This window comes from Thalassospira xianhensis MCCC 1A02616 (genome assembly GCF_003326475.1).
GTDB lineage: Bacteria > Pseudomonadota > Alphaproteobacteria > Rhodospirillales > Thalassospiraceae > Thalassospira > Thalassospira xianhensis.
The window spans coordinates 80167-94347 of record NZ_JPWA01000018.1 but is presented as its reverse complement, the minus strand read 5'-3'; the positions used below and the strand labels follow the sequence as shown (position 1 = coordinate 94347).

At 56.0% G+C, this 14181-nt stretch carries 12 protein-coding genes; 3 read left to right on the top strand and 9 right to left on the bottom strand.

The features are described from left to right. Positions 1-601: hypothetical protein (locus TH5_RS25640; protein ID WP_167443568.1), on the top strand; the 601-nt coding region annotated here is incomplete at its 5' end. Between the two features lie 66 nt (positions 602-667). On the opposite strand, the gene TH5_RS15270 is transcribed toward TH5_RS25640, so the two are convergent. Next, the gene (locus TH5_RS15270; protein WP_114122546.1) at positions 668-1342 is read right to left on the bottom strand and encodes a DUF5610 domain-containing protein; all 675 of its coding nucleotides are present in this window, start codon (positions 1340-1342) and stop codon (positions 668-670) included. A 398-nt stretch (positions 1343-1740) separates the two neighbouring features. On the opposite strand from TH5_RS15270, the gene TH5_RS15265 reads away from it, so the two are divergent. Beyond that, on the top strand, positions 1741-4743 hold the full coding sequence (locus TH5_RS15265; protein ID WP_114122545.1) for a leucine--tRNA ligase: 3003 nt from the start codon (positions 1741-1743) through the stop codon (positions 4741-4743). 135 nt (positions 4744-4878) lie between these two features. Then, positions 4879-6168 (top strand): nucleotide sugar dehydrogenase, encoded by a 1290-nt coding sequence (locus TH5_RS15260; protein WP_114122544.1) that lies wholly within the window; start codon positions 4879-4881, stop codon positions 6166-6168. A gap of 12 nt (positions 6169-6180) precedes the next feature. Here TH5_RS15260 and TH5_RS15255 read toward each other — a convergent pair whose 3' ends face one another. Genes TH5_RS15255 through TH5_RS15220 form a run of 8 tightly spaced genes read right to left on the bottom strand, consistent with a single transcriptional unit; the run spans position 6181 to position 14066 of the window. Next, complete coding sequence (locus TH5_RS15255) at positions 6181-6546, bottom strand: MmcQ/YjbR family DNA-binding protein (protein WP_114122543.1); 366 nt, start codon at positions 6544-6546, stop codon at positions 6181-6183. A 60-nt stretch (positions 6547-6606) separates the two neighbouring features. Continuing rightward, positions 6607-7698 carry a glycosyltransferase family 4 protein gene (locus tag TH5_RS15250; RefSeq protein WP_114122542.1) on the bottom strand — a complete coding sequence of 364 codons (1092 nt, stop codon included), beginning with the start codon at positions 7696-7698 and terminating at the stop codon, positions 6607-6609. Then, positions 7695-8432, bottom strand: a complete 738-nt coding sequence (locus TH5_RS15245; protein WP_114122541.1) for a glycosyltransferase — start codon at positions 8430-8432, stop codon at positions 7695-7697. The genes TH5_RS15250 and TH5_RS15245 overlap by 4 nt, the downstream gene beginning before the upstream one ends. Next, positions 8429-9913 carry a hypothetical protein gene (locus TH5_RS15240; protein WP_114122540.1) on the bottom strand — a complete coding sequence of 495 codons (1485 nt, stop codon included), beginning with the start codon at positions 9911-9913 and terminating at the stop codon, positions 8429-8431. The genes TH5_RS15245 and TH5_RS15240 overlap by 4 nt, the downstream gene beginning before the upstream one ends. Further along, a complete protein-coding gene (locus tag TH5_RS15235; protein ID WP_114122539.1) occupies positions 9898-10641 on the bottom strand; it encodes a hypothetical protein in 744 nt (247 codons plus the stop codon). Before TH5_RS15235 ends, TH5_RS15240 begins: the two co-directional genes overlap by 16 nt. Next, positions 10638-11765 (bottom strand): MATE family efflux transporter, encoded by a 1128-nt coding sequence (locus TH5_RS15230; protein ID WP_114122538.1) that lies wholly within the window; start codon positions 11763-11765, stop codon positions 10638-10640. Before TH5_RS15230 ends, TH5_RS15235 begins: the two co-directional genes overlap by 4 nt. Next, positions 11758-12954, bottom strand: a complete 1197-nt coding sequence (locus TH5_RS15225) for a glycosyltransferase family 4 protein (RefSeq protein ID WP_114122537.1) — start codon at positions 12952-12954, stop codon at positions 11758-11760. Before TH5_RS15225 ends, TH5_RS15230 begins: the two co-directional genes overlap by 8 nt. Then, the gene (locus tag TH5_RS15220; RefSeq protein ID WP_114122536.1) at positions 12954-14066 is read right to left on the bottom strand and encodes a glycosyltransferase family 4 protein; all 1113 of its coding nucleotides are present in this window, start codon (positions 14064-14066) and stop codon (positions 12954-12956) included. The genes TH5_RS15225 and TH5_RS15220 overlap by 1 nt, the downstream gene beginning before the upstream one ends. Between the last annotated feature and the right edge of the window lie 115 nt (positions 14067-14181).

The following is a 14181-nucleotide window of genomic DNA, read 5'->3' as shown; positions in this document are numbered from 1 at the left end:
CGACCGGCTGCGCGCCAGCCTGAGTGCGGAGCTTGCCGACCTTAGAGAAGAACATGCCGCCCTTTGGGCTGACGAGGATGCGACAGATGAGGGCGGGCGACGGTCGCTGGTCGCCCTGTTTCAGCAGCCGCTTGGCGGGGTGCTGTCGCTTCTGCTTCAGATGCCGGGGATTGTCCTGACACTACTGGTGACGGTGGCGGCGGGCGGCCTTGGCTCTGTCGTCAGTTTTACCCGTCGCTATCGCCGGGTGGGAGAGGACGGCGAGGCGGACAGGGAGAAGGCCGAGGGCGATGTGGCACCGGTTCTGGCAGAACAGGCACCCGAAACCGGCTTTGCCGCGGCTGGCCGCCTGATGGTGATGACCGGCGAGGGGATTGCGGCCGCGATTGCGATTTTCCTGTTTACCGAGGCCGGGATGCTGATGGTGACCCAGGGCGGGCCGGATGGATCAGGCAATATCGAAATCAGCGCGTTCCTTGTGACCTTTATGGCGTTTGTGTCGGGCTTCATGGCCGAGGATGCGTTTAACAAGATACAGGATGCCGGACGGAAGCTTTTTCGCGTTGGCGGCGATGACGGGCCGGGATCGGCCGGGCTGTGAGGGCGCAAAATAAAACCGGCAGGGGGTGCCTGCCGGTTTGGATGGATAAGCTTATGACCGCGAAGATCAGATGGCGGTTGTGCCATAACGTGGTGCATTGCGCTGTGCGTTGCTGCCAGCTTCGGCATAGGCCTGACTCGCCTGCGCGGTCTGGGTGACCTGCGACTGAAGGACCTGTTCATCGCGTTCCGGCGTTATATCGGCTGCTTCCTTGGCCGTGCTGCTTTCAAACAGTTCGGTCAGGCGGGCCTCGATAGATTTCAGGCCTTCATTCAGGCGGTCTTCGGTTTCGTTGATATTACCATTGATCGTGTCATTAAGCGCGCCAAGCCCGTCAAGGAATTCGCGGGCCTGTTCAAGTCCCTTGGCAATGCCTTCGCTGGCCTGATCGAAAATCTCGCGCGCTTCTTCCTCGCTTCCGGCATTAGCAGCGATCAGATCGCCGACACGGGCAAGGATACGATCAGCCACCGCTTCGGGGGTGTAATCGGACGGATCGACACCCTGGATCGAAAGGCCGGTCGAAGACAGGCTTTCATTGATTGCCGAAACGATCTGATCGGCCGACAGAAGATTGGCTGATTGTGAAGAAAGAGAAACCGAGGTCGCACTGGCGAAAGAGGAGGCAATAGAATTGTTCGACCCGGATTTCGAGTCGTCATTACCGGGCAGATAAGACTGCGCGCTGCGGCTGGAGCCGTTTGCTGCCTGCGATGTCAGTCCGCCGATGGTGATATCCATGCCGTCCTCCCTGGACGCGGGTTATATGTGTATTAAGTCCTTGATCGGGCTTGATACACGGTGATTTCCTGATGGTCTGCGCGGGCACCTGCTTGGTACGGATCGCTCGCCGGAAGTCTTTATGTGCGGTTAATATCGCACAATCGGGGCGAAAAGGCCATAGACAGTTATATAGGTTCGGGTGGGCGATGTGCAAACCCGTCATGCGCGATACGCGGGTTTTCGGGTTTGCATCGGGGCCGGTTGTGGCGGTTATCCTGCACTCTGATATTGCAACAGGGGCCAAGCCCGATTATTGAACAGGGTTTGGTTGATCAGAATTTATCTGAATTGATGGGACCGGGGCGCGTCGAGATTTCCTCCGCCTCCGGCATTTTGAGCTTAGGAGCTGTTTGACGGTGGCGAACTATCAGGAAAGTGCGCGCGAATTTGAAAAGCGCTGGCAGGATTACTGGCGGGAAAACGATACCTATCGTACCCCCAATCCGGGCGATGCCGATTTCGACGCCGCCAAAAAGAAAAAAGTCATCCTGGATATGTTCCCCTATCCAAGCGGGGTTGGTCTTCATATCGGTCATCCGTTGGGCTATATCGCGACCGACGTCAAGGCACGGTTCGAACGCATGCGCGGTTTCAACGTGCTGCATTCGATGGGCTTTGATGCCTTTGGCCTGCCGGCCGAACAGTTTGCCATCCAGACTGGCCAGCATCCGCGCATCACCACCGAAGCCAATATCGAAAACATGCTGCGCCAGTTGCAGGTGATCGGCCTTGGCCATGATCCGCATCGTCGCTTTGCCTCGACCGATGTCGATTATTACAAATGGACGCAGTGGATTTTCCTTCAGCTTTTCAACAGCTTCTATGACCCGACCGTCGAATGGAAAGGCCCGCAAGGCCAGACCATCATTGGCCGCGCCCGCCCGATTGCCGAGTTGCGCGGGCTGCTTGAAAGCGGTGAATGGCTGCTGGATGAAGACGGCGTGCCGCAGCCAAAATCCGTCATTGGCGAGGGCACGAAGGCAGAAGGCAAAGAGATCGACCGTGCGATCGACCGCGGGCGTCTGGCCTATGTCGATGAGGTTCCGGTCAACTGGTGTCCGATGCTGGGTACGGTTCTGTCGAACGAGGAAGTTACCAACGAAGGCAAGTCCGAGCGTGGTGATTACCCGGTTTACAAGCGCCCGCTGAAACAGTGGATGCTGCGCATTACCGATTATGCCGATCGGCTGGTGGGCGACCTTGAGGGACTTGACTGGCCCAACGGCGTTGTCGAAATGCAGAAAGGCTGGATCGGTCGTTCGGTCGGTGCGCGGGTCAATTTCCCGGTGGCACTTGCCGATGGCGGCAAAGACAAGATCGCGGTCTATACCACGCGGCCCGATACCATCTTTGGTGCGACCTATATGGTGCTCGCCCCCGAACATCCGCTGGTCGATGCACTGACCTCAGCCGATCAGAAGGATGCGGTTGCTGCCTATCGTGCCGAGGTCAAACTGGCCGGTCCGGTCTCGTCCAAGGACGAAGCCAACCGGGAAAAGACCGGCGTGTTTATCGGGGCTTATGCGACCAACCCGGCCAATGGGCAGCAGATCCCGGTCTGGATTGCTGATTATGTCCTGATGGGCTATGGCACGGGTGCGATCATGGCGGTCCCGGCGGGTGATCAGCGCGATTTTGAATTTGCCCATAAATTCGATCTGCCGATTGTTGCCACCACCAAGCCGACTGAAGGCTGGCTTCGGGCCAATGCGCCGGTTGATGCGGTTGATCTTAACGATGCGGCATTGCTGGCGCGGTATGAAACCGCACCGGGTGATTTCAAAGTCGCGCAGACTGATGTGGGCGATACGATCAATTCTGCCAATGACGAGGTCAGCCTGAACGGGCTCTCGACCCCGGATGCCAAGGCGAAAATTATCGAATGGCTGGAAGCCAAGAATATTGGCCGCGGTCGGGTTCAGTACAAACTGCGTGACTGGCTGTTTTCGCGCCAGCGTTATTGGGGCGAGCCGTTCCCGGTTCTGTTTGATCAGGAAACCGGGCAGGTGCATGGCGTGGCCGAGGCGGCCCTGCCGGTCGTTCTGCCGGAAATGACTGATTTCAAACCGCAATCAAACGAAGACCCGAATTCGGAACCCGAACCGCCGCTGGCCCGCGCCAAGGAATGGATGGACGTTACCGGTATTGTGTTGGCTGATGGTTCGGTTCTGCCGGTGGATGCGGCTGTTGGTTCGACCCACAGCCACGCCGGTGCGGATTACGAAGTGCGTTCGTTCCGTCGTGATGCGAACTCGATGCCGAACTGGGCCGGATCGTGCTGGTATTATCTGCGCTATTTCGATGCAAAGAACGATCAGGCCTTTGCGTCGGACGCGGCGGCGGCTTATTGGGCGAATACTACCGATGACAATGGCAATGCCAAGCCGGGTGCTGTCGACCTTTATGTTGGCGGCGCGGAACATGCGGTGCTGCATCTTCTGTATTCACGCTTCTGGCACAAGGTCCTGTTTGACCTTGGTTACGTTGCAACGCCTGAACCGTTCCAGAAACTGTTTAACCAGGGCATGATCACGGCCGATGCCTATACCGACGCGCGCGGCGTTTATGTCGATATCCATGACGTTGAAATGCGCGATGTTGACGGTAAAAAGCAGCCGTTCAATGCCAAGACGGACGAGGCTTTGATTACCGTTCCCGGCAAGATGGGCAAGCGGTATAAAAACGGCATCCCGCCCGAAGAAATTTGCGATCAGTATACGATTGATACCTTCCGGACTTACGAGATGTATATGGGGCCGCTTGACAGCTCCAAACCGTGGCAGTCCGATGCGATTGTCGGTATGATGCGCTTCCTGTCCAACGTCTGGAAGGTCGCAACCCAGATGGAACGCACAAGCGACGTCGATGGCAAGATCGAGACGCTTTTGCATAAAACAATTGCCAAGGTGACCAACGATATCGCCGAATTGCGGCTTAATACCGCGATTGCGGCTTTGATTGAACTGACCAACGCCATGACCCGCCAAAATGCGGTGCATGACGATCATGTTCGTGCGCTTGCCCTTATGGTCGCGCCCTTTGCGCCGCATCTGGGCGAAGAGCTTATGAGCCGTATGGCAGAGGCCGAATTTGGTTCCAAAAAATCGGTGATCAAGTTTGATTGGCCGGAATTTGATGCCGAAAAGGCCAAGGACGACGAATTTGAAGTCCCGGTTCAGGTCAATGGCAAAAAACGCGGCTCTATCATGGTGGCTGCGGATGCCGATCAGGCAACGGTTGAAGCAATGGCAAAGGCCGATGAAAACGTCACCCGCCATCTTGAAGGCATGCAGATCGTCAAGGTGATCTATATCGCCAAGCCGACCCCGAAACTGATCAATATCGTGGTCAAGGGTTAGAACTTTTTCTTGCCGCAATAAGGCTTTAGACAGGGCATTTGATCAAGGATGCCCTGTTTTGTTTCGGGGCTCTTTTGTTGACTGCCGGAAATACGCTGGATAGAAGTTTGAGGCGGCAAAATAGAAGGTCAAGCAATGAGCCACGGGCGCAAGATTTCGGTTATCGGTCTGGGATATGTCGGTTTGCCGGTGGCGGTGGCGTTTGGGACCGAAACCGGTCGTGTCGTGGCATTCGATATCAACAAGTCCCGTATTACGCAGCTCAAGGCCGGGCATGATGCGACCGGTGAGGTTGATGATCATGAGCTTGCAGCGGCCGACTTGCTTCTGAGCGATAGTCCGGACGACTTGCGTAAGGCCGATTTTCATATCGTGACCGTGCCGACCCCGATTGACAGATCAAACCGCCCTGACCTGTCGCCGTTGCGGTCTGCATCGAAAACAGTTGGCGCGATCCTGAAAAAGGGCGACATCGTTGTCTATGAAAGCACGGTTTATCCCGGTGCGACGGAAGAAGAATGCCTTCCGATCCTTGAGCAGCTTTCGGGCCTGAAAGCTGGCTCCGATTTCACGGTGGGTTATTCGCCTGAACGCATCAATCCGGGGGATCGGGAACACCGCTTTACCACCATCACCAAGGTTGTATCCGGACAGACTCCAGAAACGCTTGAGATCGTTGCTGCCGTTTATGGCTCTGTCGTCAAGGCCGGTATTCACAAGGCTCCGACCATCAAGGCCGCCGAAGCCGCCAAGGTGATTGAAAATACCCAGCGCGATCTGAATATCGCGTTGATGAACGAACTTTCGCTGATCTTTGATCGGGCGGGGATTGATACCCGTGACGTGTTGGATGCTGCCGGGACCAAATGGAACTTCCTGCGCTTTACGCCGGGGCTTGTCGGCGGCCATTGCATTGGGGTTGATCCCTATTACCTGACCCATAAGTCCGAGGAACTTGGCTATTATCCGCAGGTGGTCCTGGCTGGCCGCCGGGTGAATGACGGCATGGGCGAGGTTGTTGCCAACAAGGTGATCCGCGCGTTACTTCGCGAAGGTGCGACCAAGAACCCAACCGTTACGGTTCTTGGCCTGACCTTCAAGGAAGATGTGCCCGATATCCGTAATACGCGTGTGATCGATATCATCCGTTCGCTTGAAGAAGCAGGGATTAATGTTCAGGTCCATGATCATCATGCCGATGCCGAGGAAGTCGAGCATGAATTCGATGGTTTGAAACTGTGTGGTGATGGCGACCTGAAACCGGCGGATGCCGTGGTGCTGGCGGTGTCGCACCGCGAATATGTTGCTAAGGGTTGGCCGCTGGTGCAGGGTCTTTTGAAAGATGGCAAAGGCTTTGTTGCCGATGTGCGCGCCATCCTGCAGCGTGACAAGGTGCCTGCGGGCATCGAGCTCTGGCGTTTGTAAAAGCCGGGTTGATCAAATCTGATAAAGGCCAAGCTCGCGCTGTTTCTTTTTGGTGAGGCCGCGAGCGACGATTTTGTGTGATGCCTGCAAATGATCGCGCAGACCTGCATCATCAAGTCCCGGCACATCATAATGCTGGATCCATTTCATGCCGCGCGAGGCAAGGTACGGGGCAGGCCGCAAACCGGGTTGCTCCTTTAAAACCTCGTAGGCGATATCGGAAACCTTGAAGATAATCCCAAGCGTGTTGCCCTTGGTCCAGCCACCAATCGCAAATACCTTGTCACCGACCTTCCAGACATCCGCACGGCCCCATTGCACGACATGGGTCGTTACGGGCAGCGATTTGCAAAATGCGTTGAATTCATCGCGGGTCATTTGGGCTTCTTTCCTGATCAAAACTGTATGGATATTTTTGGGCTGGCATTACCATCGAGATCAAGAAACGATTTGACCGATGAGTTGCTGCAAATCGTGGTCAAAACGGGTCTTGCTGAAATGCGCGTGGCAAAAGGCCTGTGCGGCATTTGCCATATCCTGTGTTTCTTTTGTTTGAGCCAAAGCGTCGGATATCCGGTCAGCCAGTATTTCGGGATTGCCCGGTTGGCAGACACGCCCGGTTTCGCCGTCTCGAACGATATCGCCCAATGTGCCGATGCTGCTGGTGATGACGGGAACCCCAGCGGCCATGGCCTCCAGCACTACAAGGGGTTGGGCTTCGTTCGGGTAGCGGGTGGGAAACAGGAAAAGGTTGGCTTTGGACAGAAGCTTTGTGCGATAACCGGCATCGACCGGGCCGTGATAAAGGCAGTGATTTTCAAGGTCGAAAGTGTCGACTAATCGTTCAAGTTCGCCGGCTGAAATGTCACCATTTGCCCCGGCGATATCCAATGCGAAATCAATATTGCGCTGTCGAAGGATTGCGCAGGCCGCCAGCACATCGTCAATGCCCTTGCTGCGAAACAGGTTCGACAGATAAAGCAGGCGTGGCGTGGTGTTGCCGGATAGGGGCTGTGCTATTTGGAAGGCCTCTTCAGGAAGGCAGTTGGCGATGATTGTGGATTGGCAACCAAGGCCTGAAAGTTCATGGCGCAAGGCATCGCCAAGAATGATAGCGGTTTGCCCGGTAAAGACTCGATGTTGCAGCCAGGCTGCAAACCTGTTTTCCCGGCCTGCTTGCAGGCCCTGACCATGCAGATGCAGGATCGCCGGGATGCCAAACAGCTTCGACATAAGGACATAAATGCTGTCACGATAAAACGCGCTGCCGGACGGGGCAAAATTGATGTAAAGCGCATCAGGTTTTCGCCAGAGCTCGAAGAGCAGCCTGAGCGACAGATAAAATGCCTTAACCAGTTTGCCGATTGTCAGTTTGGCAATGTCGCGCGGATGATTGGTAAAACGCATTTCAAGCAGTGTCACATCACAGGTTTTCTGTAATGCGGTCAGCGCCCTTTCATTCATGGCCGTAGCCCCGTGCATCGGCGGGGGCAGTTGCAGCATGGCGATAATTCGCGGGGGTTTGGTCATATGCCGATCCCCAATGCGCGTTTGAGATCAAAGAGGCGCATCCAGATCGGCGGGGCTATGCCTTTGCGATGGCGGGCCAGAACATGGCGCAATGTGTCGCGATAAATTGTGGTTTGGATGGACGCAAAGTGGCGGGTTGAAGGATCGGTATTTCGCGTGATCAATGGCTGGTCCAACCGCCAGATGGCGGCCCCGGCAATGCGCGTAGCCCGCAGGTAAAAATCAAGATCAATGCAGCAGGGCAAATCGGGGTCGTATCCGCCCGCCTGTTGCCAGATATCGCGACGGAAAGCCAAAGATGAATGATGCAGCGGATTGCTGCGATAAAGCTGCACGGCGGGCATTTCATGCCATTGATCGCTGCTGGTTTTTACTTGTGCTTCTTGTCCTCTGGTAAAGGCGAGTACATGCGGATTGGTGCGTAAAATGTCGGCTTGTATCAGCAGTCGGTCGGAATACGACAGATCGTCTATATCCTGAATCGCAATCTGGTCGGTTTGGGCATAGGAAATGGCAAGATTAAGCGCAGCCCCCCTGCCAATCGGATTGCTTCGGATAAGCCGGGCCTGCTTTAATCCTTTGGGAAGTATGACGCGATTGGTTGATCCGTCGTCAACGATTACCGCACAATCCTGCGGGCGCAGAATATGCGACAGATTGGCAAAATAGCGGTCCAGAAAGGCATCGCCGTTTCGAACCGTGGTGATCACGGTGATCGCATCATCCCGGGTCATGACGGATTCCAGACAATGCGAAGTGTTGCGGTGCTTTGGTTCGATACAAAGATCGTTTTAACCGGGCCGGTTACGGCAAACAGGCCGTCATCGGCAATATGGAGCGGATGATCGGCGATCAGGTGCAGGTTCAATTCGGGGACGTCAATCCGGGTTCTATCTAGTCTTTCAAAGGCAAAACTGGCGGGAACCAGCAGGCGGAACAGATGCAGACCCGATGGGCTGTCTGTCTGGACCTGATCATGGATGACAATTTCGTCCTCGTGGAATGTAATGCTGCGCAGCCCCCGGAACTCTGCCAGCCTGAATGTGATATTTACGCTGGTATCGTTGACGGTGCTCGATGTGAATGCCCCGAAAACCTCGTGACCGGCAAAGGCGGGAAGAGGCTGGGATGCCGGGCTATAGAGGCTTGGAAAGTCTTCTTCGCCGCCGGTAGGGGGGAGGAAAATATGGCCGTTCGTGATCAGAACTGGTGATGGTGTGACGTCATAAGACGCCTTTCCCCGCAGGCACATGCGGGCATGATAATGGCGGGTATCCTTGATCACAAGAAAATCGGACGTGGCGGTGGCCGGAATGTTTGGCGAAGGTTCGGATGGGTTATTCATCGCTGCGCGGAACAGCCAGAAGCCGGTGAAAGCCAGATAATCGTAATGCCGGTTATAGCTATACCAGCCCGGTGTTTGTGAATTGTCCGGGCCGGGGGCATCAGGCAAAGGATGGGGGGCAAGCAGGTTTAGCGGCAATGTTTCGGTCATCAACAGGATCTGTTCAAGGTGAAACAGAATGGATTCAGCCTCCCGGCGATAACCGTGTTTGAGCAAGGCATAAAGGGCGGTTGCCGCACCAAAGCTTTGCCCGGCACCACGCCCGACAGGGTTGGGGATGCCTGTCGTCCCGCAAAGCTGTGCGATCAGATTGGTGGTATATGTCGCGATTTCACGTTGAGCTTGGATGGGGCTATCGGACAGCAAGGCTGCGCAGAAGGAATGATACTGGGCTGAAAAGCAGCCGGGACGATCCATGAAAGCGGGCACGCGCCAGAAGCGGACGCGGATATAAAACCAGTCGAGTTTGGCGCGCAGTTTATCCCGCCATGAACCTGATTGGCGGATGCGCATGGCAAGGATGCGCCAGTTTGCGACATTGGGTGTTTGATATGGTGCGTTTCGCAAGATGGCGTTCCGGGTTTCGAAGTTCATGTCCGGGCAGCTTTGCAGTACGTTTTCGATGAATTCACGGTGATAGAGGTGGTCCTGCTTTTCGATTTTCAGGGCGTTTATCGCCGCGATTCTTTTCGGTAGATAGCGGGCATCATCCAGATTTTGCCAAAGGGCGAGGGCATAGGCCTTGGCGTAAAAGCTGTGCTGCGCGAAGTTGCCGTCCTTGCATTGCTGATCAGCCAGTTGATCGCCTATCAGACGGGCGAGGCGAAGGCAGCGTTCCTGCAGATTGGAAGGGTTTACGGGAAGCGACATGTGACCTCCAGCAGCAGGGACTGGCCGGATTTTAGGTTATTGAGCGGTACGGCCTGTATTTCGGGGCAGTGCCGACCAAGCCGTTCGCGCAGGCGCCAGAAGATGGTCCTACCGCCCGGGCATTTCCAGATCAGACGCGCAAGCCAGTCCGGAGTGGACAGGGTGAAAAGGCGGTTGGCCCAGCGCAGCCAGACGTGATCGACTGGATCAATTGGCAGCAGACGGGCATGAATGATCCAATGATCGTCGCTATCGCGCAGATAAAGATAGGGCGCAAAGCGACCGGCACCGTCATAACGATCAAGGGTGACGGAAACGATTGTGCCATCGGTTCCGTTCAGTCGGACGTTGCGGACGGGGTAAAGGCGGTATCTGTCACTGTCGGTGTGGGGATATGTGCGACCGGCAATTTCGCCGGTTTGAATGTTGGATTTGTCAAAGACCAGCCGGATGACGGCATCCTGCAACAGTCCGTCGCAACGCGCGGTGAGTGTCGTCCGGATGTGCAGCGTGTTCGGATCTGTTTGACGGGTATGATAATCAAGCGCCCAGTCGCCCTCGGCAAGTTGCCATTGATTGCCAATATGGCGCGCATTACGGCATTGGTCGGTGAGTGTGACGAAAGAATGCCGGTCGGAACATTCAAAACCCCATGGCCCGAAATGGATATCGCCATACTGGCCTGTGACGAGGCAGTTATTGATGATTTCGGCCTGCAATCTCTTCATACCGGTTTGTTCCGCAAAATGGGACTGCGGTAACATATTGCGATCAGGATCAGGCAGAGGCTCAGGCGAAGCTGCATAATGATCACAGCATCGGTTTCATGAGGGGAAGCCGGCAGAAGCACGCCTGAGACAACCAGAAGAGCAAGGCAAAGCCAGCCAGGGAAGAACCGGCTTTCCGTTTCCTGGGAGATCAGGATCTGGCGCGAGATCATGGCGAGAAGTACGGGCCAGAAGGCGCCCGTGCGCAGCAAGGAGGCAAGGTCGGCATTGGCAGTGCTGTAAAACAGAAACGTCAGTGCTTCGGGCAGCAGCAGAAGGATTGTGGTTATGGCAAGCGGGGGAGCGATAAGCCAGATATCAAGGAGCAACCCGGCCTGTCGTTTGGCAAACAATGCAGCCGAAATGCTGGCGATGATAGCGGCCGTTATCAGGAAAATGCGTTGGGCCAGTATCAGATTGGCCTGCGGTGAGTCGGGCAGGTTTTGACCGAGTAATACGAAATCAAGATTGGGCAGCGCCCCGACAAGCAGGGTGAACCCAATCAGGTTGATCACTTGGTTACGGGTAAGTCTTCTGGTCGCGATGTGCTCGCGAGGGTGTTCGCGCAGGGTCAAGAGTGAGCCAGCGATCAGGCTTGCCAGTGATATCGCGGGGGCGATGGCAAACAGGGCCAGATTGCTGTCGGTTGCAATGGCGATGACGGCGGTGACTACCCCGGCGCTCTGGCTCAAAACGGCAATAAGGACGATTTTGTAAAGCTGCCCGCGGCCGGTAATGATCCAGTCCGAGGCAAATGCCGCGGTAAGTGGCATCAGCAGGATCGGTGATACAGGGATATTGGTGGTGATGATGACGAATGCGGTTGCCGCAAGCGCCAAAGCCACGCGCAGAGAGCAGATGGCGACAATCACCTTGATTTGGCTGGTTTGATAAAGTCGGATGAGAAGTGGACCACATCCGGCCTGCGCGATGGTTACAGCAAGTCCGACGGTTGCAAGGGCAGTGAAGTAATCTGCAAGCTGATCCGGGGCAAAGTGATGGCCGATCAAAAGCAGAATGATCATGCCGCCGAGGCGCGCGACCAGATTGGCGATGAGAAGCCAGACGGGATACAGCCTATGCATGACGGGCAAGGATCCTGTCATAGGCGGCCTCGACCCGGTTGCCATAACCTTGCGCAATGTCGATAGAGATTTGCTGGCGGGCAGCTTTGCCAAAGAAACTGCGTGTGGCCGGATTTGCCTGCAGATGGAGGATGGCATCGGCAAGTGCCTCGCTATTGCGTGGTGGGATCAGGATGCCGGTTTGATCATGTTTGATCGGGCTTCCGGCATCGGGGGTTGCGATCACGGCACATCCGGCTGCCATGGCTTCGAGCACGGTAAGGCTGCAGCCTTCTGACAGGCTGGGAAATACAAATATATCAGCGGAGGCCAAGTGACGGGGCAGTTCTGTTTGCGGAAGCGGACCGTGCCAGACGCAGCCCTGAGGGAGCTTGGCCAGATAGGCAAGCGCGCAAGACTGGCCCGGGCCGATCAGATCAAGCGTAATGGTCGGGCCAAGCCGGGTGCGCAAGGTTCGAAAGGTTTCGATCAATATCCGGATGCCCTTGGCAATCGCGATGTTACCGATATAAAGCAGGCGGGTGACACCGCGGCTTTGTGGTGGTCGTTTGCTGTTTAAAAGCTGCGCGCACAGGCTGGATGCAAAGGGCACTAGATGAATGCGGGCGGGATTGATGCCGCATTCTTCAAGCCCTGCGGCGACCGCGTCGGAGGGCGCAAAGACCCCATCGGCAAAGCGTGCTTCGGCGATCCGGCGACGGGCAAGGAAGTTCGATATCTCGCGATAACGTAAACCGTGATGGCGATATTCATCGGTAAGTTGGCGGTGGCGGATCGGGGCAAGCTGGCCGGTGACATCGGAAATGATTGTCATGCGATGCGCGCGGGCGACGTGCATGGCTGGTAGGCTGTAATTCCCCTGTCCGTGCAGGATGCGGGCATCGGGCATATGGATACGTGCCAGCCATGACAGCGGCAGATCGGAATAAAGATTGCGTGCAGGCAGGCGTAGTTTTTGGGCGACCTTGCCCAGCAGATCAGGCAGAAGATGACGACCGGGAATACAGGCGAGCGTCGGGTCGACATGTCGTGCCGGTGGCGTGATCAGACCATTGCCGTCATGACGCCAGAAACTGTCCCAGCGGACCAGCCGGTTATGATTCGCAAGATGGGCTGCGAGAATGCAGAACTGGTCATTGCGACCGATCATCCAGACGGGGGCGTTGGGCCTGGAAAGGTGTTGATGCATCAGGCGGCCTCCGTCTGGTTCGTCGCCATAAGGCAGGCCTGCCAGAGTGTTTTAGCGTGATGGGCGGGATTGTTATGGGGGATGCGCGCATGCTGCGCGGTTTGTGTTTCCTGCCATGCTACCTGATCGCAAAGCAGTCTGGTGCACGCATCAACCCACACCGACAGAATGTTGCAAGGCAGGATTTCGGACGAGCCTAGAACATCACGGGCGCAGCCGACCTGGTTGGTTGCCAGAGCGACTGTTCCGCAGGTAATAGCCTCGATCACGGTGACGCCATAGGCATCATTGCGGCTTGGCAGAAGGCAGAGTTTGGCCTGCTGGTAAAGAGCCGGAAGTTTCGAGGGCGCGACGTTTTCCATAAGCTCTGTAGCCGCGCTTAACCCCATGTGTGACAGCCGGTCCGCAACGCCGTTGTGATGATCTGCACCGACGATCCGGATGTTTTTGGCAGTCCCATTGCGATGAAGCTGGCTTGCGATTTCAAGGAAGGTATCGAAACCCTTGGATCGTGTCGGTCGCCCGCACCACAGAAGATCGATCGGGCGATCATCAAATCCCGACCGATGATCTGGGGGCGTGAAAGAGGGCGGAATTGGTGCGATCAGGATGTCGGTTCCGGCCTTGCCAAAACGGACAAACCAGTCATGGCCATTCTCCCCGGCAGCGATGCCGATTCTGGCACGCGCGATCATCCTGTGCCGGATGCTTTGCCGCAGTGGATTTTGATATGCCACATCCGATCCGGCCCAGCCATCGAATTGCACGATGGTCGGGATATTGTACCTATAGGCATAACGATGCGCCTGCCATTGCGCCGGACCGAATCCGGCAAGAACCAGAACATCCGGTCGGGCAGCATCAAGAGTGTGTAGTAGCCCAAAATTCAGGGCGATGACGCGATTTTCACCAAGTGGCATTTTGACGCCGGGCAGGATCGACTGCGTGAAATCACCGGTTAGGATCGGCCATCCGCGTTGCGGTTCGTGATGCTGGGTGCAGACAACATGAAGTTCACCATCCCGATCGCGGGCGCGAGCAAGGCGGGCCAGCACGCCATAAGCACGCTGCCGGTAAGGCGGAACGATATTCGTGACCAGAATGATCTTCACGCGCTATCACCTTATGGTGTTTATCTTGATGACAAAACAATCATAAGTTACTTTCAATTTCAATGCTTTGTCAGATGGTTGTTGGGGCGGAAACAATTACAGCCATCGCATCGGG